This window comes from Actinomadura rubteroloni (assembly GCF_002911665.1).
Taxonomy (GTDB): domain Bacteria; phylum Actinomycetota; class Actinomycetes; order Streptosporangiales; family Streptosporangiaceae; genus Spirillospora; species Spirillospora rubteroloni.
Genome location: NZ_MTBP01000002.1, coordinates 2,007,823 through 2,029,633, shown reverse-complemented (window position 1 = coordinate 2,029,633; position 21,811 = coordinate 2,007,823). Strand labels below are relative to the sequence as shown.

General features: G+C 70.7%; 23 protein-coding genes. 14 read left to right on the top strand and 9 right to left on the bottom strand.

Annotated elements, in window-relative coordinates; genetic code table 11:
- Positions 1 to 5 precede the first annotated feature (5 nt).
- The 5 genes from nuoL to BTM25_RS20825 all read left to right on the top strand — a co-directional run bounded on the left by nuoL (position 6) and on the right by BTM25_RS20825 (position 6,755).
- Entirely contained in the window at positions 6 to 1,916 is a 1,911-nt protein-coding gene (gene nuoL, locus BTM25_RS20845) for an NADH-quinone oxidoreductase subunit L (RefSeq protein WP_103564490.1), read from the top strand.
- Entirely contained in the window at positions 1,913 to 3,502 is a 1,590-nt protein-coding gene (locus tag BTM25_RS20840) for an NADH-quinone oxidoreductase subunit M (protein ID WP_103564489.1), read from the top strand. Before nuoL ends, BTM25_RS20840 begins: the two co-directional genes overlap by 4 nt.
- The gene (nuoN, locus tag BTM25_RS20835; protein ID WP_103564488.1) at positions 3,499 to 5,076 is read left to right on the top strand and encodes an NADH-quinone oxidoreductase subunit NuoN; all 1,578 of its coding nucleotides are present in this window, start codon (positions 3,499 to 3,501) and stop codon (positions 5,074 to 5,076) included. Before BTM25_RS20840 ends, nuoN begins: the two co-directional genes overlap by 4 nt.
- Before the next feature lie 23 nt (positions 5,077 to 5,099).
- Positions 5,100 to 6,128 carry a polyprenyl synthetase family protein gene (locus BTM25_RS20830; protein ID WP_407923395.1) on the top strand — a complete coding sequence of 343 codons (1,029 nt, stop codon included), beginning with the start codon at positions 5,100 to 5,102 and terminating at the stop codon, positions 6,126 to 6,128.
- Between the two features lie 261 nt (positions 6,129 to 6,389).
- Positions 6,390 to 6,755, top strand: coding sequence for a YybH family protein (locus BTM25_RS20825; RefSeq protein ID WP_103564487.1), 366 nt, complete (start codon positions 6,390 to 6,392; stop codon positions 6,753 to 6,755).
- A gap of 165 nt (positions 6,756 to 6,920) precedes the next feature.
- Here the strand turns inward: BTM25_RS20825 and BTM25_RS20820 are convergent, their stop codons facing one another.
- Positions 6,921 to 7,457 (bottom strand): CGNR zinc finger domain-containing protein, encoded by a 537-nt coding sequence (locus BTM25_RS20820; RefSeq protein ID WP_103564486.1) that lies wholly within the window; start codon positions 7,455 to 7,457, stop codon positions 6,921 to 6,923.
- An 88-nt stretch (positions 7,458 to 7,545) separates the two neighbouring features.
- On the opposite strand from BTM25_RS20820, the gene BTM25_RS20815 reads away from it, so the two are divergent.
- The gene (locus BTM25_RS20815; RefSeq protein ID WP_103564485.1) at positions 7,546 to 8,784 is read left to right on the top strand and encodes an MFS transporter; all 1,239 of its coding nucleotides are present in this window, start codon (positions 7,546 to 7,548) and stop codon (positions 8,782 to 8,784) included.
- Here BTM25_RS20815 and BTM25_RS20810 read toward each other — a convergent pair.
- The 7 genes from BTM25_RS20810 to rarD all read right to left on the bottom strand — a co-directional run bounded on the left by BTM25_RS20810 (position 8,720) and on the right by rarD (position 13,990).
- Positions 8,720 to 9,316 carry a GTP-binding protein gene (locus tag BTM25_RS20810; RefSeq protein ID WP_103564484.1) on the bottom strand — a complete coding sequence of 199 codons (597 nt, stop codon included), beginning with the start codon at positions 9,314 to 9,316 and terminating at the stop codon, positions 8,720 to 8,722. The two genes, BTM25_RS20815 and BTM25_RS20810, sit on opposite strands and share 65 nt — an antisense overlap.
- Positions 9,297 to 9,737, bottom strand: coding sequence for a DUF742 domain-containing protein (locus BTM25_RS20805; protein ID WP_103564483.1), 441 nt, complete (start codon positions 9,735 to 9,737; stop codon positions 9,297 to 9,299). Before BTM25_RS20805 ends, BTM25_RS20810 begins: the two co-directional genes overlap by 20 nt.
- Positions 9,734 to 10,159 carry a roadblock/LC7 domain-containing protein gene (locus BTM25_RS20800; RefSeq protein ID WP_103564482.1) on the bottom strand — a complete coding sequence of 142 codons (426 nt, stop codon included), beginning with the start codon at positions 10,157 to 10,159 and terminating at the stop codon, positions 9,734 to 9,736. The genes BTM25_RS20805 and BTM25_RS20800 overlap by 4 nt, the downstream gene beginning before the upstream one ends.
- Entirely contained in the window at positions 10,159 to 10,401 is a 243-nt protein-coding gene (locus BTM25_RS20795) for a hypothetical protein (protein ID WP_205648167.1), read from the bottom strand. The genes BTM25_RS20800 and BTM25_RS20795 overlap by 1 nt, the downstream gene beginning before the upstream one ends.
- Positions 10,402 to 10,738: 337 nt before the next feature.
- Positions 10,739 to 12,328 (bottom strand): prenyltransferase/squalene oxidase repeat-containing protein, encoded by a 1,590-nt coding sequence (locus tag BTM25_RS20790; protein WP_103564481.1) that lies wholly within the window; start codon positions 12,326 to 12,328, stop codon positions 10,739 to 10,741.
- Between the two features lie 359 nt (positions 12,329 to 12,687).
- Positions 12,688 to 13,047, bottom strand: coding sequence for a hypothetical protein (locus tag BTM25_RS20785; protein ID WP_146059092.1), 360 nt, complete (start codon positions 13,045 to 13,047; stop codon positions 12,688 to 12,690).
- A 64-nt stretch (positions 13,048 to 13,111) separates the two neighbouring features.
- Positions 13,112 to 13,990, bottom strand: a complete 879-nt coding sequence (gene rarD / locus BTM25_RS20780) for an EamA family transporter RarD (RefSeq protein WP_103564479.1) — start codon at positions 13,988 to 13,990, stop codon at positions 13,112 to 13,114.
- 95 nt (positions 13,991 to 14,085) lie between these two features.
- On the opposite strand from rarD, the gene BTM25_RS20775 reads away from it, so the two are divergent.
- The 4 genes from BTM25_RS20775 (at position 14,086) to BTM25_RS20760 (ending at position 16,378) form a co-directional block, all read left to right on the top strand.
- Positions 14,086 to 14,691: a class I SAM-dependent DNA methyltransferase gene (locus tag BTM25_RS20775; RefSeq protein WP_103564478.1), complete on the top strand. Its 606-nt coding sequence runs from the start codon at positions 14,086 to 14,088 to the stop codon at positions 14,689 to 14,691.
- 9 nt (positions 14,692 to 14,700) lie between these two features.
- Entirely contained in the window at positions 14,701 to 15,360 is a 660-nt protein-coding gene (gene msrA, locus BTM25_RS20770) for a peptide-methionine (S)-S-oxide reductase MsrA (protein ID WP_103564477.1), read from the top strand.
- A complete protein-coding gene (locus tag BTM25_RS20765; protein WP_146059091.1) occupies positions 15,353 to 15,685 on the top strand; it encodes a hypothetical protein in 333 nt (110 codons plus the stop codon). The genes msrA and BTM25_RS20765 overlap by 8 nt, the downstream gene beginning before the upstream one ends.
- 150 nt (positions 15,686 to 15,835) lie before the next feature.
- Positions 15,836 to 16,378, top strand: a complete 543-nt coding sequence (locus BTM25_RS20760) for a gamma-glutamylcyclotransferase family protein (RefSeq protein WP_235828508.1) — start codon at positions 15,836 to 15,838, stop codon at positions 16,376 to 16,378.
- 48 nt (positions 16,379 to 16,426) lie between these two features.
- Here the strand turns inward: BTM25_RS20760 and BTM25_RS20755 are convergent, their stop codons facing one another.
- A complete protein-coding gene (locus BTM25_RS20755; protein WP_103564474.1) occupies positions 16,427 to 16,810 on the bottom strand; it encodes a hypothetical protein in 384 nt (127 codons plus the stop codon).
- A 94-nt stretch (positions 16,811 to 16,904) separates the two neighbouring features.
- Here BTM25_RS20755 and BTM25_RS20750 point away from each other — a divergent pair, with 94 nt between their 5' ends.
- The 4 genes from BTM25_RS20750 to BTM25_RS20735 all read left to right on the top strand — a co-directional run bounded on the left by BTM25_RS20750 (position 16,905) and on the right by BTM25_RS20735 (position 21,554).
- Positions 16,905 to 17,489, top strand: coding sequence for a TetR/AcrR family transcriptional regulator (locus BTM25_RS20750; RefSeq protein WP_168212177.1), 585 nt, complete (start codon positions 16,905 to 16,907; stop codon positions 17,487 to 17,489).
- Positions 17,490 to 17,583: 94 nt separating this feature from the next.
- On the top strand, positions 17,584 to 18,564 hold the full coding sequence (locus BTM25_RS20745; RefSeq protein ID WP_103564472.1) for a zinc-binding dehydrogenase: 981 nt from the start codon (positions 17,584 to 17,586) through the stop codon (positions 18,562 to 18,564).
- An 807-nt stretch (positions 18,565 to 19,371) separates the two neighbouring features.
- Complete coding sequence (locus BTM25_RS20740) at positions 19,372 to 20,721, top strand: cytochrome P450 (RefSeq protein WP_103564471.1); 1,350 nt, start codon at positions 19,372 to 19,374, stop codon at positions 20,719 to 20,721.
- Positions 20,718 to 21,554 carry a terpene synthase family protein gene (locus tag BTM25_RS20735; RefSeq protein WP_103564470.1) on the top strand — a complete coding sequence of 279 codons (837 nt, stop codon included), beginning with the start codon at positions 20,718 to 20,720 and terminating at the stop codon, positions 21,552 to 21,554. The genes BTM25_RS20740 and BTM25_RS20735 overlap by 4 nt, the downstream gene beginning before the upstream one ends.
- Positions 21,555 to 21,811: the final 257 nt, after the last annotated feature.

The window sequence follows — 21,811 nt, the reverse complement described above, 5'->3', positions numbered from 1 at the left end:
CAGGGATGAAAGCGGAAGGCGTCCAGGCCGCTGCCTGGCTCCTCATCGCCCTGCCCCTCGCCGGGTCGGCGCTGCTGCTGCTCGGCGGCCGCCGGACCGACAAGTGGGGGCACTGGCTCGGCACGTTCGCGACGGTCGCGTCGTTCGGGGTCGGCGTCGCGGCGCTCGTCCAGATGCTCGGCTACGACGCCGACGAACGGCATCGCACGCTGCACCTGTGGGAGCTGTTCCGCGCGGGCGGCATCAAGGTGGACGCGGACCTGCTGGTGGACCCGCTGTCCATCAGCTTCGTGCTGCTGATCACCGGCGTCGGGTCGCTGATCCACGTCTACTCCATCGGCTACATGGAGCACGACCCCGACCGGCGGCGGTTCTTCGCCTACCTCAACTTGTTCGTCGCGGCGATGCTGCTGCTCGTCCTCGGCGACAACTACGTGATCATGTTCATGGGCTGGGAGGGCGTGGGTCTCGCGTCGTACCTGCTCATCGGGTTCTGGCAGCACAAGCCGACCGCCGCGACCGCCGCGAAGAAGGCGTTCGTGGTGAACCGCGTCGGCGACTTCGGGCTCCTCATCGCGATCTTCCTGATGTTCGGGACGTTCGGGACGGTCGGGTTCGACCAGATCCTCGGCACCGGCGGCGAGCACCACGGCCTGGCCGCGCAGCTCTCCACCGGCACCGCTACGGCGATGGGCCTGCTGCTGCTCGTCGGCGCGTGCGGCAAGTCCGCGCAGCTCCCGCTCCAGTCCTGGCTGCTGGACGCGATGGAGGGCCCGACGCCCGTCTCCGCGCTCATCCACGCCGCGACGATGGTGACGGCGGGCGTGTACCTGATCGTCCGGTCCGGGCCGATCTTCGAGATGTCGGAGACGGCGCGGCTGGTCGTGACGATCGTCGGCGCGGCGACGCTCATCGCCGGTGCGATCATCGGTACCGGCAAGGACGACATCAAGAAGGCCCTCGCCGGGTCCACGATGTCGCAGATCGGCTACATGACCCTGGCGGCCGGGCTCGGGAGACCGGGCTACGTGTTCGCCATCGCGCACCTCATCGCGCACGGCTTCTTCAAGGCGGGCCTGTTCCTCGGCGCCGGATCGGTCATGCACGGCATGGACGACGACGTGAACATGCGCCACTACGGCGGCCTGTTCAAGAAGATGTCGATCACCGGCGCGACGTTCGGGCTCGGCTACTTCGCGATCATCGGCGTGCCGGGCCTGTCCGGCTGGTTCACCAAGGACGGCATCATCGAGGCCGCCTACGACAAGGGCGGGACGTCCGGGGCGATCCTCGGCACGTGCGCGCTGCTCGGCGCGGGCCTCACGGCGTACTACATGTCGCGCGTGATGTTCATGACGTTCTTCGGCGAGAAGCGCTGGGAGGACGGCGTCCACCCGCACGAGTCCCCGAAGATCATGACGATCCCGCTGGTGATCCTCGCGTTCGGGTCGGTGTTCGCGGGCGGCTGGCTCGTCCTCGGCGGCTTCGGCGACTTCCTCGCCCCGGTCGTCGGCGAGTCCGAGCACGACTTCAAGGCGATCTCGCTGGCCGGCGTCGGGACGTTCGTCCTCATGCTCGCGGGCGTCGCGCTCGCCTGGTGGCAGTACGGCAGCCGCAAGGTGCCGCGCGAGGCGCCGAAGGGCTCGTTCGTCACCGTCGCGGCCCGCCGCGACCTGTACGGCGACGCGATCAACGAGTCGCTGCTCATGCGGCCCGGCCAGTGGCTGACCCGGCTCGCGGTCTGGTTCGACGGCCGGGGCGTGGACGGGCTCGTGAACGGCATCGCGGCCGGGATCGGCGGCACGTCCGGCCGCGTCCGCCGCCTCCAGACCGGGTTCGCCCGTTCGTACGCCCTTTCCATGTATCTCGGCGCGGCAGTGATCCTGGCGGCGCTCCTGGTGGTGAACGTCACGTGAACGACTTTCCCTGGCTGAGCGTGCTCATCGCGCTGCCGCTCGTCGGCGCGGTCGCGGTGGCCCTGCTGCCCCGCGACCGGGAGACGCTCGCCAAGCAGGCCGCGTTCGGGATCTCGGCCGTCGTGGGCGTCCTCGCGATCGTCATGGCGACCGGGTTCGACTCGGACGGCGCGCGGTTCCAGTTCACCGAGACGCACTGGTGGATCAAGCAGTTCGGCGTCCACTGGGCGCTCGGGGTGGACGGCATCGCGCTCACCCTGATCCTGCTGTCGGTGGTGCTCGTCCCGCTCGTCATCCTCGCGTCCTGGAGCGACGCCGAGCGGTCCGGCGGCGTGGACGGCGCCCCGCCGAAGGGCTCGGTGAAGACGTACTTCGCGCTGATCCTGGCGCTGGAGGCGGCGATGATCGGCGTCTTCGCGGCGACCGACGTCTTCCTCTTCTACGTCTTCTTCGAGGCGATGCTGATCCCGGTGTACTTCATCATCGGGTTCTACGGCGGGCCGCAGCGGTCGTACGCGGCCGTGAAGTTCCTGCTGTACTCGCTGTTCGGCGGGCTGCTGATGCTCGTCTCGGTGATCTGGCTGTTCCCGCTGTCGGCCAAGCCGGTCGGCGAGGGGGGCCTCGGGCACGGGACGTTCCTGTTCACCGAGCTGAACACGATGCACGTCGACCCGACGACCGCCAAGTGGCTGTTCCTCGGCTTCTTCGTCGCGTTCGCGATCAAGGCGCCGATGGTGCCCGTCCACACCTGGCTGCCGGACGCGGCGCAGCAGTCCCCGGCCGGGGCGCTGGTGCTCATCGTCGGCGTCCTGGACAAGGTCGGCACCTACGGGATGCTCCGGTTCTGCCTGGAGCTGTTCCCGGGCGCCGCCAAGTGGGCGACGCCGGTCGTGCTCGCGCTCGCGGTCGTCAGCGTGATCTACGGTGCCGTCCTCGCGATCGGGCAGGTGGACCTCAAGCGGCTCGTCGCCTACACGTCGGTGTCGCACTTCGGGTTCATCGTGCTCGGCGTGTTCGCGATGACGACGGCCGGCCAGTCCGGCGCCGCGCTCTACATGATCAACCACGGGTTCGCGACCGGAGCGCTGTTCCTGCTGGTCGGGTTCATGATCGTCCGGCGGCGGTCGGCGCGGATCTCCGACTTCGGCGGCGTCCAGAAGAAGGCCCCGGTGCTCGCCGGGCTGTTCCTCATCGCGGGCCTGGCCGGGCTGTCGATGCCGGGCCTGTCGCCGTTCGTGTCGGAGTTCATGGTGCTGGCCGGGACGTTCACCCGGCACCGCGTTCCGGCGATCATCGCGACGTTCGGGGTCGTCCTCGCCGCGATCTACATCCTGTGGATGTACCAGCGGACGATGGGCGGGCCCGTCCGTGAGGGCAACGAAAGCATCCTCGACCTCACCGCGCGCGAGAAGTGGGCCGTCGGGCCGATCATCGCGGTGATCATCGCGATGGGCGTCTACCCGCAGCCGGTGCTCAACATCATCAACCCGTCCGTCCACCACACGCTGGCCCGGCTGGACCGGCCGGATCCGGCCGCCAAGATCCATGTCGCCGAGAAGGTCGCCGAGAACGGAGCCCGGCCATGAGTTCCACCCGTCAGGTGGGCGCGGTCCTCGCGCGGGGGGCCTCGGACATCCCGTCCCCCCACATCGAGTACGGCCAGATCGCGCCGCTGCTCGTCGTGCTCGGCGTCGCGACGCTCGGCGTGCTCGTCGAGGCGTTCGTCGCCCGCAAGCACCGGTACTTCACGCAGGTGCCGCTGGCGTTCGCGGGGCTGCTCACCGCCTTCGTCTGGACGGTCTGGCTCGGCTTCCACGACAAGCCGTTCCACGTCGCCGCCGAGGGCGCGCTCGGCGTGGACCAGCCGACGCTGTTCCTCCAGGGGACGATCCTGATCCTCGCCGTCCTCGCGCTGCTGCTGATCGCCGAGCGGCGGGCGTCCAGCTTCACCGCGCAGGCGTCCGCGCTGCCCGGCAGCGAGGCCGAGCAGGAGACCGCCGCCGCCGGGATCACCCAGACCGAGGTGTTTCCGCTGCTCATGTTCGCCGTCGGCGGCATGGTCATGTTCCCGGCCGCGTCCGACCTGCTGACGATGTTCGTCGCGCTGGAGGTCATGTCGCTGCCGCTCTACCTGCTGTGCGGGCTCGCGCGGCGGCGCCGGCTGCTGTCGCAGGAGGCGGCGGTCAAGTACTTCCTGCTCGGCGCGTTCTCCTCGGCGTTCTTCCTCTACGGCACCGCGCTGCTCTACGGATACGCCGGATCGGTGCGGCTGTCGGCCATCGGCACCGCGCTCGGCCGGGACGTCGGCAGCGAGACCCTGCTGCTCGGCGGCGTCGCGCTGCTGTCGGTCGGGCTGCTGTTCAAGCTCGGCGCCGTCCCGTTCCACATGTGGAAGCCGGACGTCTACCAGGGCGCCCCGACGCCGATCACCGCGCTGATGGCGTCCTGCGTCGTCGTCGCGGCGACGGGCGGGATCCTGCGCGTCTACTACGTCGCGCTGGAGAACCTGCGCTGGGACTGGCGGCCCGCGCTGTGGGGCGTGGCGATTCTCACCATGATCGGCGGCGCGGTCGTCGCGATCACCCAGACCGACATCAAGCGGATGCTGGCCTACTCGTCCATCGCGCACGCGGGGTTCCTGCTGACGGGCGTCGTCGCGACGTCCCCGGACGGCCTGTCGGGCACGCTGTTCTACCTCGTCGCGTACGGCTTCGCCTCGATCGGCGCGTTCGCCGTCATCACGATGGTCCGGGACGCGGGCGGCGAGGCCGGGCACCTGTCCCGGTGGGCGGGCCTCGGCCGGCGGTCCCCGCTGCTGGCGGGCGTGTTCGCGTTCTTCCTGCTCGCCTTCGCCGGGATCCCGCTGACCAGCGGGTTCACCGGCAAGTTCGCCGTGTTCAAGGCGGCCGTGGAGGGCGGCGCGACGCCCCTGGTGATCGTCGGCGTACTGTCGTCGGCGGTCGCGGCGTTCTTCTACGTCCGGGTGATCGTGGTCATGTTCTTCAGCGAGCCCGAGGCGGACGGCCCCACGGTGGTGGCCGCCCCGGCGACCGCGACTGCGGTCGCCCTCGGCCTGGCGGCTACTGTTGTCCTGGGTGTGCTCCCGCAGCCGGTTCTGGACATGGCGGGACATGCCGCGACACAGATGTTCGTCCGGTGATGCAGCGCTGAGGAGGGTTCTGGGTGAGTAGCGCGTCTGCTGGGGATCCGTCCACCCTGGGGGCCGGGCCGTTCGGCCTGCCGATCGACGCGGCGCTCGCCGCCGCGACGCGGGAGCGGCTCACCGCCGTCGAGGACCTGCTCCGCGAGGCGGTCCACAGCGAGGACCCGCTGCTCACCCAGGCCTCCCGCCATCTCGTCGAGGCCGGCGGCAAGCGGTTCCGGGCGATGCTCGTGCTGCTGGCCGCCGAGTTCGGCGACCCGTCCGCGCCCGGCGTCGTGCCCGCCGCCGTCGTGGTCGAGCTGACGCACCTCGCGACGCTCTACCACGACGACGTCATGGACGAGGCGACCGTCCGGCGCGGCGAGGAGTCGGCCAACATCCGCTGGACGAACACCGTCGCGATCCTCACCGGCGACTACCTGTTCGCGCGGGCGTCGGACCTGCTCGCCGACCTCGGGCCGGACGCCGTCCGGATCCAGGCGCGGGCGTTCGCCCGGCTCGTCCAGGGCCAGATCCAGGAGACGGTCGGCCCCGCCGAGACCGATCCGCTGAAGCACTACCTTCAGGTCATCGCGGACAAGACGGGCTCACTGATCGCCGTCTCGGGCCACCTGGGCTCCCTGCTGGCCGGCGCCTCTCCGGCCGTCGTGGACACCCTGACGTCGGCGTGCGAGAAGATCGGCGTCGCGTTCCAGCTCTCCGACGACATCCTGGACATCGCCTCTGAGGGCGAGGAGTTCGGCAAGACCCCCGGGACGGACCTGCGCGAGGGGATCCGGACGCTGCCCGTCCACCACGTCCTCGCGGGCGTCGGCGCCGGCCCCGACGACGAGCGCCTCCGCTACCTCCTCACGCAGGACCTCACGGACGACAAGCTCCACGCCGAGGCCCTGACCCTCCTGCGCGCCCACCCGGCGATGGAGGCGGCCCGGTCGGACCTGCGCCGCTGGTCCGACGACGCTCGCGCCGACCTGCTCTCCCTCCCCGACCTCCCCGCCCGCGACGCCCTCCTCGGCCTCTGCGACTACGTGATCGTCCGCAAGAACTGACCCCCCGTCAGAACCAGGCGTCCCCGCTCCCACCGGGGACGCTTTTTCTTTGCCGCCCTACCCCGTCCATTTCCCGGGCTTGTGCCGCTGGCCAGCGACGAAAAGTTCGCGAGGAACGTCGAGCGTCTCGGTCACCCTGTCGAGGAATACCGGAGCGGCAGTCGGCATAACTGGTTCTTCTGGGTTGCATTGCTAGTTGTTGTTGGACTTATGCGTGGTCGGTGGGCAAGGTGGGAGGAGATCGGTTCGGAGGGGGAGAGCATGGCGGAGTACGAGAAGGCGATGAGCCCGGAGGACATCACGCGGCTGTTCGTGGAACGGTCTAACGCGGGGGATGCCGAGGGTGTCGCGGCGCTGTACGAGGAGAACGCGGTGATGGCCTATCCGGCTGGGAGTCGGACGGTCGGGCGGGAGGCGATCCGGGCGCTGTGGGAGAAGGTGCTGGAGCGGCGTCCGCAGTTCCAGCCCGAGCAGCCGTTGCCGACGCTGGTCAGTGACGGCATCGCGCTCACTTCTACTGCGCCGAAGGACGGGGCGGGGGCTCGTGCGCAGGTCGTCCGCCGGCAGGCCGACGGGTCTTGGCTGCGGCTGTTGGACCAGCCTGAGTTCGTCGCCGTCGCTGATTGAGCTGTTCTCGCGCGGCCGCGCGGGCCCTCGGGCCCCGGCGGTCGCGCGTGAGGTTGCGTGGGCTTGGGGCGGACGGTGGGCGTGGGGCGGCGGTCCGGTGACCGCTGGGCGAACATGCTGCCGGGTTGGGTGGGCGTGCGCGGTCTTGGAGAGCGGTGGGGTGGGTCAGGGGGTGTGGCGGGTTCTGTAGGTGGCGGCTTTGGCTCGGTTGCCGCAGCGGCGCATGTCGCACCAGCGGCGGGCCTTGTGGCGGGACGCGTCGATGAAGAGGCGGGTGCAGGTCTCTGCTTCGCATTCGCGGAGGCGTGTGGTGTCGGGGCCGCCCAGCAGGGTGATCGTGGCTCGGGCGACCGCCGATAGGGCGTTGGTGATCGATCCGGATTGGGCCAGGCCCGGCGGTGTCAGGCGGACGGTCGGTGGGGGAGCCTCGGCGGCGGTGTTCAGGATCTGGAGGGTTTCCCGGTCCAGGGGGGTGTTGGTGCGGGCTTGGGTGGCCAGGGCGTAGATCGCCTCGCGTAGGGCCACGGCGGTGGTGAGGTCGGCGGGGGTGGCCGGCGGAGCGGTGTCGAGGAGGCCGGCTTCTACCGTCCAGCGGGCCAGGTCGGCGGGGGACGGCAGCAGTTCGACGCGGCGGTCGCGGCGTGCCCCCACGGTTCCGGCGAAGTCCAGACCGAGGTTGCCGCTGACGAACAAGAAGCCCATGCCCCAAGAGTAACCGGCTTGACGGGTTATGCCGAGTCCTGCCATCGTCGGTAACCGGTTCAACCGGTTACCGACGAGAGGGGACGGCATGGTGACGGTCAGCGCGCCACGGGTCGGGACGCGGCATCGCTGGGTCGTGCTGGGGCTCGGCGTCGCGGCGCAGGCGAGCTTTTCGGCGATGTTCTCCGGGCTGCCGGTGACGGGCGTCGAGCTGCGCGCCGGCTACGGGCTGTCCACGGGGGCGCTCGGGTTCGTCGTCGGGTGTCTCGGGCTCGGCGTCGCGGCCGGCGACATCGTCTGGGGCCTGCTCACCGACCGGTTCGGCGACCGCAGGATCCTGCTCACCGGCCTCGTCTCCACGGGCGCGCTGATGGCGGCGATGGCGCTGGCCGCCGCGCCGGCGGACGGTCCCGGAACCCCGGTCCTCGCCGCGTGCCTGTTCGTGGCGGGCGCGCTCGGCGGGAGCGTGAACGGCTCGTCCGGACGCGCCGTCATGACGTGGTTCGCCGACGACCGGCGCGGGCTCGCCATGAGCATCCGGCAGACGGCGATCCCGGCGGGCGGCGCGGTCGGCGTCGCGCTGCTGCCGCCGCTCGCCGCGGCAAGCGGCTTTCGCGCGGTGTACGCCGTCCTGACGGGCTTCTTCCTGCTCAGCGCCGCGGCGACCGCGCGCTGGCTGCACGAACCGGAGACGGAACGCACGCAGCGAAAGAGGACGAGCAGGTCACCGCTGAGGAATCGGGACGTGTGGCGCGTCGCGCTCGCCAGTGGCCTGCTGACCGTCCCGCAGTTCGCCGTGCTCGCGTTCACGGCGGTGTTCCTGCACGACGCGCGCCACGCGGACGCGGCGATCGCCGCCGCCGTCGTCCTCATCGCCCAGATCGGCGGCGGCGCGGCGCGCATCTGGACGGGCCGGCGCAGCGACCGGGGCGCCGACCGCCGCACCGCGATCCGCGTGATCGGCCTGCTCACGGCCGTCGCGATGGCGGCAGCGGCGGCCACCGCGCACGCGCCGCTCCCGCTGACCGTCGCCGCCCTCGCGACCGCCGGGCTGCTGGCCAACGCGTGGCACGGCGTCGCCTACACCGAGATCGCCGTCACGGCGGGCGCCGACCGGGCCGGGACGGCGCTCGGCCTGGAGGGCACCACGGTGTTCGGTGCGGCGTTCGTGACACCGCTGGTCGTTCCGGCGCTGCTCGGCGCCACGTCCTGGACGGCCGTGTGGGCGTTCGCGGCCGTGGCGCCGCTGTTGGCCGTCCCGCTCACGCCTGCTGCGGTTCGGGCGTCAGGCCGCGCACCTTCATCGCGTGCAGGATCAGGTCGATGAGGACGGTCTTGCACGACTCCAGCCGCCGCGCGTCGCACAGCATCACCGGCACGTCGCGGCCGAGGTTGAGCGCGGACTTGATCTCGTCCAGGTCGAACGCCTGGACGCCCTCGAAGCAGTTCACCGCCACGACGAACGGCGTGCCGCGCCGCTCGAAGTAGTCGACCGAGGGGAAGCAGTCCGCGAGCCGCCGGGTGTCGGCGAGGACGACCGCGCCGAGCGCGCCGAGCGCGACCTCGTCCCACATGAACCAGAACCGCTCCTGGCCGGGCGTGCCGAACAGGTAGAGGACGTACTCGTCCCGCATCGTGATGCGGCCGAAGTCCATCGCGACGGTCGTGGTCTTCTTGCGCTCGACGCCCGAGACGTCGTCCACGCCGACGCTCTCGTCGGTGAGGACCTCCTCGGTGCGCAGCGGCTTGGTCTCCGAGACCGTGCCGACCATCGTCGTCTTGCCGACGCCGAAGCCGCCCGCGATCACGATCTTGACGGCGGTGGGAAGTCGCCGGCCGTCAGAGAGCCCGGAGGCCATCAATCACCGCCTTGTAGAGCCGGATGTCGTGCATGTCCGCTTCGGGTTCGGGTTCCTGCATGCTGATCAGGCCCTGGTCGAGCAGGTCGCCCAGCATGACCCGGACGGTCGCGACCGGCAGGTCGAGGTGCCCGGTCAGTTCCGCGACCGACATCACCGACTGGGTGAGCCGCAGGATCGCCAGGTGCTCGGGGCCGAGCCCGAGGTGTGCGTCGGGCTCGGGGATCGCCGCGACGACGAGCGTGATGAGGTCGAACTTGCCGCGCGCCGGTTCGAGGCGCCCGCTCGTCATGACGTACGGGCGGACCATCGGCCCGGACTGCTCGTCGAGCAGTGTGCCCTGGCTGCCCGGATCCTCCCACCAGGGCCGGTGCGGCGGCTCCTGCGGCCAGCGGTCCTGCTGGTCCTCGGAGGGGTTCATGTGAGCGTCCGTCCTTGATCGGCCGACTCGGCGCGCGTCGGGGTGCTGAGGTGGTGGCCCATGCTCGTGACGAGCATCGCCATCTCGTAGGCGATGAGCCCGACGTCCGCCTCGTCGTCGCTGAGGACGGCCAGGCACGCGCCCTTGCCGGCCACCGACACCAGCAGGAACGCCGACTGCATCTCGACGATCGTCTGCCGTACCGCGCCTCCGCCGAACCGGGTGCCCGCGCCCTTGGCGAGGCTCTGGATGCCGGCGGCGACGGCGGCGAGGTGCTCGCCGTCGTCCTGGGCCATCCCCGCCGAGGACGCCATCAGCAGCCCGTCGGCCGACAGGACGACCGCGTGCTGTGAGTGGGGGACCCGGCCGATCAGGTCGTCCAGCAGCCACCCCAGATCGGCCGATGATCCAGCCTTCTGCATTACTCGTCCTCGCCTTCAGTGGATCGCTCGCTCGTGCGCCCGGCCGCCGCGCTCCGCCCGCGCCGGGTTCCGCGCTGGTAGGCGCCCATGATCCGCTGGACCTCCTCGGGCGGGCGGGACGTGTCGTCCGGTTCGTCGTCCGGCGGGGCGCCGGGGCTCGTGTCTTCGGTGCGGAGCGTGGGAGCAAGGTTCGCCTGGGGGACCCGCACGGGCAGCCCGGACGGTGTGGTCGGATCGGACACGGGTGAGGGGTCCCCCGTTCTGGGTTCGCGGCGTCCGACGGGCGCCCGGACGCGCGCGGACCGTTCCCCGGGGAGATCGCCCCTGATCACCGCGCCCGGGAACGGGCACGGGCAGCGGAAGCCCATGAGCAAGCGCCCCAACAACGTAGAGGGTTTGGTCCGCAGCCGGTTCGGCTGGGAAAGCAGGACCGTGACGTCCGGGTGATGGCAGGCGGTACTAGGGAGCCGACCGCTCTTCCATACGGGTTAGAACACTAGCAACACGGCCATATCCGCTCAAGTGAATCGTCTACGTCGGAGAGGCCGCGAATTCCGCTCCGTGCTCCTGTGATGGGGTTCACAACACGGAATCGGATCGTTTTTCGGAAAGCAGTTGCAGCGCCGCGATCACACCCGCCCTGATGATCGCCGTCGGACGGTAGAGGTCCTTGTCGTGCCACATCGCGGGACCTTCGTCCGGAGCCGTCCGCAGGAGGTCGCCGGCGCGTTCCGCCGCCGCCGCTCCGCCGCCCGGGGTGAGCAGCAGGGTCTGCACGGCGTAGGCGCTCTCTTCGGCCGTCCCCTCCCAGCAGCCCCACGAGCCGTCCGGGCGCTGAGTGCCGAGGACCCAGCGGCGGGCCGCCGCGACCGCGTCGGCCGAGCCCTCCGGGTCGAAGCGGGCGAGCGCGATGGCGCAGCACGCGGTGGCGTAATAAGGGGAGGCGTGCCAGCGGTCGGTCCAGCTCCCGTCCGGGGACTGCCGGGACCGCAGCCAGCGCGCGACCTTCGCGATGACGGCGCGGTACCGATCGTCGGTGTCGCCCGTCGCGGCCACGTACTGTCCGAACGCCTCCAGGACGTGGGCGTTCGTCGTGGGGGACGCGCCGTCCTCGCCCTGCCAGGTGCAGAAGTGGTCGTCCAACTCGTAGGCGAGCAGCGGGTCGGGCCGGTGCGGCGCGCCGACCAGCGCCAGCGCGTACAGGACGCCCGCGGTGGTGTCGGCGTCGGCGGGCAGGCCCTCGGCGGCGGCGGTGCCGAACGGTCCGAGCGGCGCGGTCAGGCTGAGCACCAGGAGCGGCGGGACCTCCACGCGGACGCCCGCGCGCAGCAGCCACGCCAGCACCCACGCGCGTTCGAAGACCGTCAGCGGGAAGCCGACCGGGACGGGCCCGCCGTGCTGCGCGGTCGCGGCCTCCAGGTGCCAGCGGGCCGGGCTGCTCGGGTCGGCGGGCGGTTCGGGGCCGAGCCAGGCGGCGGTGGCGGCGGGCGACGCGCCGATCGTCCCGGTGACCTCGGGGACGATCCCGGGCAGCTTCGGCGCCGCGTCCCCCGCGACCTCGACGGCGTGCAGGAGCTTCTTCGGGACGGTCGCGCCGGACTCCAGCAACCGCCGCACGCGGCCGAGCATCCGGCCGTCCAGCGCGGCGGGCAGGGCCAGGCGCCGTCCCGCGTACGCCTGGAGGCCCGGGATCGGACGGTGGGCGAGCGCGGCGAGATGGTCGTCCACGCGCTCGGCGAGGTAGGGCGCGATCAGCTCGATCGCCGGCATGTCGGGCAGCGGCCGGGACGGGAAGGACGGCGCGGACAGCCGCGTGAACAGCGCGTGCAGCGCCAGCGCGGCGGCGCCGACCAGGTTCTCGCGGGGGCCGTCGGCGCGCAGGACCGACAGGAGCGCGTCGGTGGCGCTGAGCGTCGGGACGAGCGCGTAGCCGTCGACGGGCGCGCCCCACGTGCCGTCCGGCCGCTGCGCGGCGAGGAGGAACGCGACGCGTTCGGCGTGCCCGGTGAGCCAGGGGACGTGCGCCACGAGCCGTCCGGTCTCGTAGACCGAGGGGGACACCTGTCCCCAGGGGTGTTCCAGCAGCCCCGCGACCAGTTCGGACGCCGCCGGGGAAAGGTCGGCGTCGGCAAGGTTCGTCGCGGTCGTCGTCTGCTCGCCGATGGTCACGCGGCCACTCCGGACATATTTCGACGGCACCTCGTTCGTGAGCTGGGGGTAAGGCTCAGGGGTGGCAACCGCACGGCGCGCCGGGTGGGCTTTCCGCACGATATGAGGCTCTGTGTACCAGTTTTCGGGAGTATCACATGACGGAAAAGTGCAATCAAGCCTTGCGCTCCGGAAGGATTTTTGCTCCGCTGGTGATCTGCGCCACTTGACTATTCGCGTGGACCGTCGCCGACTAGTCGCGTCAGACTTGTGTAACAGCTCGATTTCGTCACTGTGTGACACTTTTTAATGCGCCATAAAGGCTGTGAGGCCGCATGTTCTCGGCTTTCGGGGGGAGTGGGGGACAGGAGTTCCGGCGGTCAGTCGGGGTCGCCGTCCAGCGACGGCGGCAGCAGCCCCTGCCAGGCGCGCGTCCCGGAGACGTCGATGATCCCGGTGACCGTCCGCGCGCCGCACTGCGCCGTGACCGGGTACCGGCCCGGCCGCACCGCCCGGCGGACGGTCGCGACGCCCGATCCGTCGTCGTCCAGCCGCACCGGCGCGGTGAACGCCGGGGACGCCGCGCGGTCGCGCTCACCGCAGCCCGGCACCGTGATCTCGGTATGGCGGCCGGGCGCGGTGCGCTCGGGCGGGCCGGTGACGGACAGGCCGGCGGACGGCGCCGCGAGGCCGGCGGCCACCACGGCGGCCCCCAGCGCGGTCACGACCAAAGGACGCATCGAACTCCTTCAGGGGGGATGACGAAGGGGACTTTAGCTTCCGGTGCGGAGAGAACTCCAGGGATCAGGAAACCGGATCGGCGACGGCGCGGCGCGTGCGGCGGCCCGTCCGGACGCCGTCCCCGGTGAGCAGCACGAGCGCCGCCCACACCAGCAGGAAGCCCGCCCAGCGGCTCGGCGGCATCTCCTCGTGCCGCACCAGCAGGCCGATGAGGAACTGGAGCACCGGCGCGAGGTACTGGAGCATCCCGAGCGTGGACATCGGGATCCGGACGGCGGCGGCGTTGAACAGCAGCAGCGGGATCGCCGTGACGACGCCCGCACCCGCCAGCAGCAGCGCGTTGCCCGCGCCGTGGTGCCCGAACGCGGCGTCGCCGTTCGCCTCCAGGACGACCGTGAAGACCAGCGCGGGCACGAACGTGATGGCCGTCTCGACCGCGAGGCTGTCGGCGGACGGCATCGACACGAACTTCTTCATCAGCCCGTACACCGCGAACGAGCAGGCCAGGATGAGCGCGATCCACGGCGGACGTCCGTAGTCGGCGGTCAGCACCAGGACGGCTCCGGCGCCGAGCACGACGGCCGTCCACTGCGCGGGCCGCAGCCTCTCCCGGAAGATCACGACGCCGAACATGACGCTGATCAGCGGGTTGATGAAGTAGCCGAGCGCGGCCTCGATCGTGTGGCCGGAGTTGACCGCGTAGATGTAGACGCCCCAGTTGACGCTGATCGTCACGGCGGCGACGGCGAGCAGGCCCGCGCGGCGTCCGCCGAGCGTGCGGATCCAGCTCCAGTTGCGGCGGACGGCCAGGATCGCGACGACGGCCACCAGCGACCACATGATCCGGTGCGCGAGGATCTCGCCCGCGCTCGCCGGTTTCAGCAGCGGCCAGTAGAGCGGGAACAGGCCCCACAGCACGTACGCCGCGATGCCGAACGACATTCCGCGACGATCTACCACAAACCTCAAGTTATCAGCCGTCGTGCGCCGTCCTCGCACTACGATGCGGCCTTCCGGCCGGGCGCGACAGGGGGGCGATGGACGAGTACGACGCGATCGCCGACGCCTACGCGGCACGTCACCTGGATGCTTTGGACCGCCGTCTTTTGGACCGTGCTTTGGTCGACCTCGTCGCCGCCGAGGCCGGCGCGCTCGGCCCGGTCGCGGACCTCGGCTGCGGCCCCGGCCAGACCGCGCGCCGCCTGAGTTCGTTGGGGGTGACGTCGCTGGGGGTCGATTCATCGCGCCGGATGGTGGAGATCGCCGCCGCGGCCCACCCGGGCGTCGGGTTCCACGTCGGGGACCTGCGGCGGCTGGACGTCCCGTCGCAGGCGTGGGGCGGGATCGTCTGCCTGTCCGCGCTGGTGCACCTTCCGGCACGAGAGCTGCGGGCGGCGTTCACCGAGTTCGGACGGGTTCTCAAGCCGTCCGGCGTCGTCCTGCTCTCGTACCTCTCGGGCTCCGGCACGCGTACGTCGACGTTCGACGGCGTGGAGCTGACCTTCCACCTCCACAGCCGCGCCGAGATCGAGGCGTCGCTGTCGAAGGCCGGGTTCGTCCCCTGCGCGTATGTAGAAAGACGGGCATATCCGGACGAAGTCGATACCCCGTGCGCCCACGTGATGGCCCGCCGCGCGAGCTAGCCTGGGGACATGTTCGGTTTCGCGAAGAGCGAGATGGTCGCGCCCCACGAGGCGCTGCCGGGCCGCGCGGACGCGCTGCCCGTCCCGTCCCGGCACGAGGTGCTGGACGCGCCCCTGGCCCCGCCCTACCCGTCCGGCGCCCAGGTGGCCGAGTTCGCGATGGGCTGCTTCTGGGGCGCCGAGCGCGTCTTCTGGCGAACCCCGGGCGTCCTCTCCACCGCAGTCGGCTACGAAGGCGGCTACACCCCGAACCCCACCTACGAAGAGGTCTGCTCAGGCCGAACCGGCCACACCGAGACCGTCCGCGTGGTGTTCGACCCGTCCCAGATCTCCTACGAAACCCTCCTAAAAGTCTTCTGGGAAAACCACGACCCCACCCAGGGCATGCGCCAGGGCAACGACGTGGGCACCCAGTACCGCTCGGCGATCTTCGTCCACTCCGAGGACCAGCGCGCCGCCGCCGAAAAGTCCCGCGACGCCTACCAACCCGTCCTGACCTCGGCCGGCTACGGCGAAATCACCACCGAAATCACCGACGCCCCCACCTTCTACTTCGCCGAGGACTACCACCAGCAGTACCTTTCCGACGCGAAGAACCCCAACGGCTACTGCGGCCTGGGCGGCACCGGCATGTCCTGCCCGATCGGCGTAGCCCCCGCCGATGGCTGACAACTCCCACGAAGAACCCACATCACGGCTGATCGCCAAGGTGATTCGATGGGTCGACGTCGACGGCTATCCCTACATCATCGAGGTCGTCTTCACGGACGCGAACGGTCAACAGCATTCGATCATCGACAAGACGCCGCTCTTCTGGTTCGACAACGACGAAGAACCAGACCTGGACGCCGAACTACCGATCCCGGCGTACCTGGACGCAATCATCCTCAGGCCGAACCTCGCAGACGGCCGCGTCCGCATCGCCATCGACCACCGCTCGATCAACGACGACGGCTACGCCGAATTCACCGTCACGTCCCAGCAACTCACCTGACGAACAACTCTCTCCAACGAACGTAAGCACAGCCGGGCACGCCGGGTCTGCAGCTTCTGCCTTCCTGGTCGGTCCGCCTGCGTACACGGACGGGCTCAGCGACCGGCGCTTCCAACGCTCGGGTCGGACGTCACCGCACACCCGGCCGTCATGACCACCAACCCGGTGAATCTTTCCGGTCGAGAATTAAGGGCGACGGTGGAGGTGCCCCCGATGCCGCGTTCCGCGTCCCGACCGAGTCGGTCGTCTTCCGGTCGGCCGGACGGGCTACCGGCGGAGCCTGAGGCGCTATTCGTATACGGAACTCTGCAGTTTCCCGACGTCCTGAGGGCGCTGATCGGCCGCGTCCCCGAACACGAAGCCGCGTCCGCCGCAGGGTGGCGTGCCGCAGCCCTCCCCGGGCGCGTCTATCCCGGGCTCGTTCCGGCGGCGGCGACCGTCCGCGGTGTTCTGCTCTCGGGCCTCGCTTTGGCGGAATGGCGCATCCTGGACGCCTTTGAGGGTCCCGGGTACGACCGCGAGCCCGTCCTGCTCCTGGACGGCCGTAGCGCCTGGGTCTATACCTATCCGCTGGAAGCCGAGGTCGGCGACGATGATTGGTCGTCCGCCGCCTTTGCGGACCGGCATCTGCCCGCCTATGTCGAACGTTGTGCCGTCTGGCGAGCCCGTCACGGACGCGAACGACCACGCTGACGCGGGCGGGGCTGGTGACGTCTTGTGAAAGGGGCGCTCGGCCGACGTTCAGCGTGTGCGGATGTCCGCCAGGCGGGTCGCGGCTGGGGCGAGCAGGGGCCAGCCGTCTTGTTCTCTGGTCGTGGCGGTGACGGGGTTCCAGCCTCGGGCTAGTGCTTCATCCAAAAGCGCTCGCACGGCGCCTGGTCGGTGCAGGTTCAGGTGGGCTTCTTCGGTGGCTACGTAGCCGGACGGTGTGTGGGCGCCGGTGACGATGCGGCCCGGGGCCTCTTGGAAGACGAGGATGAGTCTGCCTGTCGCTTCGTGGTGGCGAAGCTTGAGGACGTTGCGGCAGGTGCGGGGGATTTTGGGTTCGTGGTCGTGCGTCAGTGTCCAGATGTAGGTGTCGTCGCCGACCTTCAAACGTCGTGGGTTTCTGGGGTTGCGGGGCACGGGCGGATCGTAGTGCGGGGCGGTCGGGCGGCTGTCCGGGTGACGGCGGGTTCTTGAGGTTGTTCTTGAGTGACCGTTCATGTATCTTCCCGGTATGCCTCGACCGCGTGAATTCGAGCCCGACACCGTCGTGGAGCAGGCCATGCGGCGGTTCTGGGAGCGGGGGTACCGGGCTACTTCGATCGATGACCTGGTGAAGGCGACCGGGGTCAAGCCAGGGAGTCTGTACAGCGCGTTTCCCGGTGGGAAGCGTGCGCTGTTCATGCGGTCGCTTGAGCGGTATTCCAAGCTCGTCGTCCCGCAGAAGCTCGGCGAGCTGGAGTCCCCGATGGCCTCGCTGGCGCAGGTGCGCGGTTACTTCGATGGGCTGGTGGCGGATCTGCTGAGTCCTGAAGGCCGGCAAGGCTGTCTGCTGGTGAACACCGCCGTGGAGACGGCCGCCGAGGATGACGCGGTCGCGGCGGTGGTCCGGGGGCATCTCGCCCGGCTGGACGACCGTTTCGCGCGGGCGCTGGCCAATGCGGTGCGATCCGGTGAGGTGCGCGCGTCGCTCGACGTGGCGGGGAGCGCCAAGCTTCTGGTCGCCGCTTCCCAGGGGCTCATGGTCGTCGGCAAGGCCAACCCGGACGAAGCGGTGCTGCGCGCGATCGTCGACAACGCGTTCGGTGCGCTCACCTGACCCACGACCCCGGCTGGCGACGGGCCGTCCTGTTATCGGGCGGTCTCTTTTTCGGACCGATAGTTGAACGGTCCCTCAAGAAAGGTTTCGGCACATGCGAGCGATCACCATCTCCTCCTACGGCGGTCCCGAGGTGCTCACCTATACGGCTCTTCCCGATCCGGTCCCGGGGGAGGGCGAGGTGCTGATCCGGGTGCGCGCGTTCGGCCTGAACCATGCGGAGGCGTACATGCGCAGCGGCGCCTGGGGCGACGTCGCCGCCGTCACCGGCATCGAGTGCGCCGGGACCGTTGCCCGCGACCCGTCCGGCAGGCTCGCCGAGGGCACCCGGGTCGTGGCGATCCTCGGCGGCATGGGACGTACCAGGAACGGTAGCTACGCCGAACTGGTGACCGTCCCGTCGAGCAACGTCGTGCCCGTCGGCGCGGACCTTCCGTGGAGCGACCTCGCGGCGGTGCCGCAGGTGTACGCGACGGCGTGGAGCGCACTGCACGGCAACCTCGCGGTGCGTCCGGGGCAGGCCGTCCTCGTGCGCGGCGCCACCGCCGCGCTCGGGCAGGCGGCCGTCACGCTGGCCGCCGACCACGGCGCCGTCACGGTCGCCACCACGCGGGATCCCGGACGGGCCGGATTGCTCCGCTCGCTGGGGGCGGCGCGCGTGCTCGTGGACGACGGCGACCTGGCCGGGCAGGTCGCCGGGCTCGGCCTGACGGTGGACGCGGTGCTCGACCTGGTCGGCAACACCGCGCTGCGCGACTCGCTCCGGGCCGTCCGGCCGCGCGGCCGGGTGTGCCAGCTCGGCTTCCTCGGCGGCCTCGGCCCGCTCCCGGACTTCGACCCGCTCACCGACCTGCCGAGCGGCGTGCAGCTCAGCTTCTTCGGCAGCGCGTTCGTCCTCGGCGGCCCCGACTTCCCGCTGACGGACGTACCGCTGGAGGACATCTTCGGGAAGTCGGCGTCCGGCGCCTACCGGGCTCGTCCGGCCCGGGTCTTCGGCTTCGACGAGATCGTCGCGGCGCACCGGCTCATGGAGTCCGGCGACGCTCTCGGCAAGCTCGTGGTCACCGTTCCCTGACGCGGACTCCGGCTCGCGCCCCCGGGCGCGAGCCGGCGGCGCATTCGGATAGCGCGGCGGCGCGAAGCCCGGACGATGTGACGATCATCGCAGTAACGCGGCAGGCCGACCCGGCACAGTTCTGTCCGCTTTATTGAAGAGTGGTGAGATCTGACGGGTTTCGTCCCGTTAATCACGATCCGCGCTGGTGGGGGCGCCCGTAGGCGTACGTCCCCCGTCCGGCCCGGCTTCACACCTCCGCCCGGACGGCCCCCGGACGAGATCAATCCGGCCTCGCAATGAAATGCCCTTTTCTTTCTGCGGGCGCCCGGCGCCGCGAGACCGTGATCGTTTCAAATGGGCGTCCAATCGGCTATCGCAAGAATTCGGCCGGGCCTACGCACCGTTTCCGGATGGTGACGCCCGCGGGACGCCCGGGACGGTCGTTCCTCGTGCGCCCCCTGCTCGCCGAGCGCCGGACGGGACGCCAGGTCAGTCGCCGAAACCCGTTCTGACCAGCCACTTAGCCAGCGCCCGCCGACACGGTTCAGGACCGTACTGTGGCGAGTACCACGTCCGGGCGGGCTGGATTTTCCGCCCTTTCCGTGGTCCGGCAGGTCGCCACGGGTGCGCAAGCGGAACCGTTTGCCCCGCGAACAGGCCGGGCGCGGGCAAGGGCTTGGCGGGAAATGGACGGTGTGTAATAGTTCCAGCAAGATCGCTCACAGCAGGAGGCCGTCCGGCCGTTTCGACCCGAGTCACGTTCAATCAGCGCCCGCGCCCAGCAGGCCGGGGAACCGCCGCATCGGACCGTGTGAGGAAGCCGTCATGACCGCAACCGTCGAAGCCGGGCCCGCCGATCGTCTCCACTCCGTCCCGCTGCGCCGCGTCGTCGGCCAGGTCCGCCGCGCGGGGCCGCTCGGCCTGCTCGACGGGCTCGGCGACCGGGCGCGCGGCCAGATCGTCCGCCTCAACCTCGGACCGTTCCGGCCGTTCCTCGTCACGCATCCCGACCACCTGCAGCACATCCTGCGGACGCACGCCGCCGACTACCCGCGCGGCGCCGCGATGTGGTCCGCGCTCGGCCGCCTCACCGGCAAGGGCATCGGCGGCGAGGGCGCGCAGTGGCACGCCAGCCGCGAGATCCTCCAGACGGCGTTCTCCGCCGGCTACCTGAAGTCGATGAGCGGCCAGATGATCGACTCGATCACCGGCGCGGTGGACGACCTCGCGGCGCGCGCCGGGCAGCCGATCGACGCGGGCGTCGAGATGACGCGGGTCGTGCAGCGCGTCGTGGACCCGGTGTTCTTCGGCAGCCTCATCCCCGACGGCGAGGGCGACCGGCTCGGCGAGGCCGTCGCCACCGCGATGGGCAGCCTGCTGTGGCGGATGGCGATGCCGTTCGTCCCGCACGCGGTCCCGATGCCGGGCGACCGGCCGTTCAAGCGCGCGACGCGGACGGTCAACGAGATCCTGCGGCCCGTCCTCGCGCAGGCCAGGAAAGACCAGCGCGACGGTGCCGACATCGTCACCAAGCTGATGCGCGGCACGGGCGCGGACGGGCAGCCGCTCACCGACGACCAGATCTGCGAGGACATCGTCGCGCTGTTCGTCGCGGGCAGCGAGAGCAGCGCCATCGCCCTCACCTGGATCTGGGTCTCGATCGTCCAGCACGCGGACGTGTACGAACGCGTCCGCGCGGAGGTGGACGCCGTCGTCGGCGACGGCCCGCTGCGCCGCGAGCACGTTCGCGAGCTGACGTACACGCAGATGGTGCTGCGCGAGGTGCTGCGGATCTACTCCGTCGGCTGGGCGGTGCCGCGCATGGCGACGAAGGACGACGTCATCGACGGCGTCGAGATCCCCGCCGGCTCCACGCTCGTCATCACGCCGTACCTCACGCACCGGCTGGAGGAGTTCTGGCCGGACCCGCTGAAGTTCGACCCCGACCGGTTCACCCGCGAGCAGGTCCGGGCGCGGCACCCGCTGGCCTACATGCCGTTCGGCAACGGCGCGCACCAGTGCCTGGGCGAGGCGTTCTTCCACCAGGAGGCGGCGCTGATCGTCGCGGGGATGCTGCGGCGGTTCGACGTCGCGCTGGCCGGGCCGGTCGCGCCGAAGCTGTCGCTGACGCTGCAACCGCGCGAGCCCGTCGAGCTGGTCCTGACGCCCCGATGACGGACGACGTCGCGGCCGACCTCCGCCGCTGCATGGCCGCCTACCCCGACCTGTTCCCGGACCCGCCGATGGGTCCGGGGCTGGCGGTGAAGCTGGCGAAGGCCGTCGCGTGGGGCGCGCCGTGGCGGACGGCCGAAGAACTCCGCGCGCCCGCCCGCACCTCGCTGTGGATCTTCGCGGTGGACTGGCTCATCGACCACGAGGCGTCCACCGCCGAGGAGGTCCGCGCGATCGAGCGCCGCTGCCTGCACATCGCCGACGGCGGCGACCCGGCGGACGGCGACGCGCTCGCCGCGTTCCTCGCCGCCCTCCGCGACGACCTCCTGCCCGGCGTGGCCGAGACCTGGCGGGCGGCCTGGCGGGACGAGCTGCGCCGCATGATCCTCGCGATGGGCCGGGAGCAGGACTGGACCGCCGCGCTCGCCGCGTCCGGCACGCCGCCCGTCACGCTGGAGCGCTACCTCGACAACGCCGAGAACTTCGGCAGCACGTGGGTGAACGTCGCGCACTGGGCGACGGACGCCGGGCCCGCCGTCACCGGCAACCTCGGCACGCTGCGCGCGGCCAGCGACTGCGTCCAGAAGATTCTCCGGTTGTTCAACGACCGCGCCACCCTCGGCCGCGACGAGACCTGGGGCGACCTGAACGCCCAGCTCCTCGGCGCGGACGAGACGTGGATCAAGGAGAAGGTCGCCGACCTGACCGCCGCGTGCGACGGGCTTCTCGCGGCACTTCCGCCCGAGTGCGCGCAGGAGGCCGAATATCTGCGCCGCCAGATCGCCTTCAGCAGTGCTTTCTACGGCGCGGACCATGACTACTGGGACCGGCTCTGACCCGTCCCCGGCATGATCACGCAAAGTGACCGGGGCGTGTGATTCGGCGCGATCCAAAACCGTGCCGAGTGTTCGACCCGGATTACGGAGCGGGCGTTGCTAGGGTGCTGCGCGTGCAATCGGATGCTTGATGATGATCCGTCCCGCGTCCGCCCCAGCGGGGTCGTCATTCCGTATCGGCTCCCTCACTTTCTGTGATCCGCCTGCTAGGACTGGTTGATGCGCTTCCGCAAGCCCCCCGAAAATCGCAAGATCCG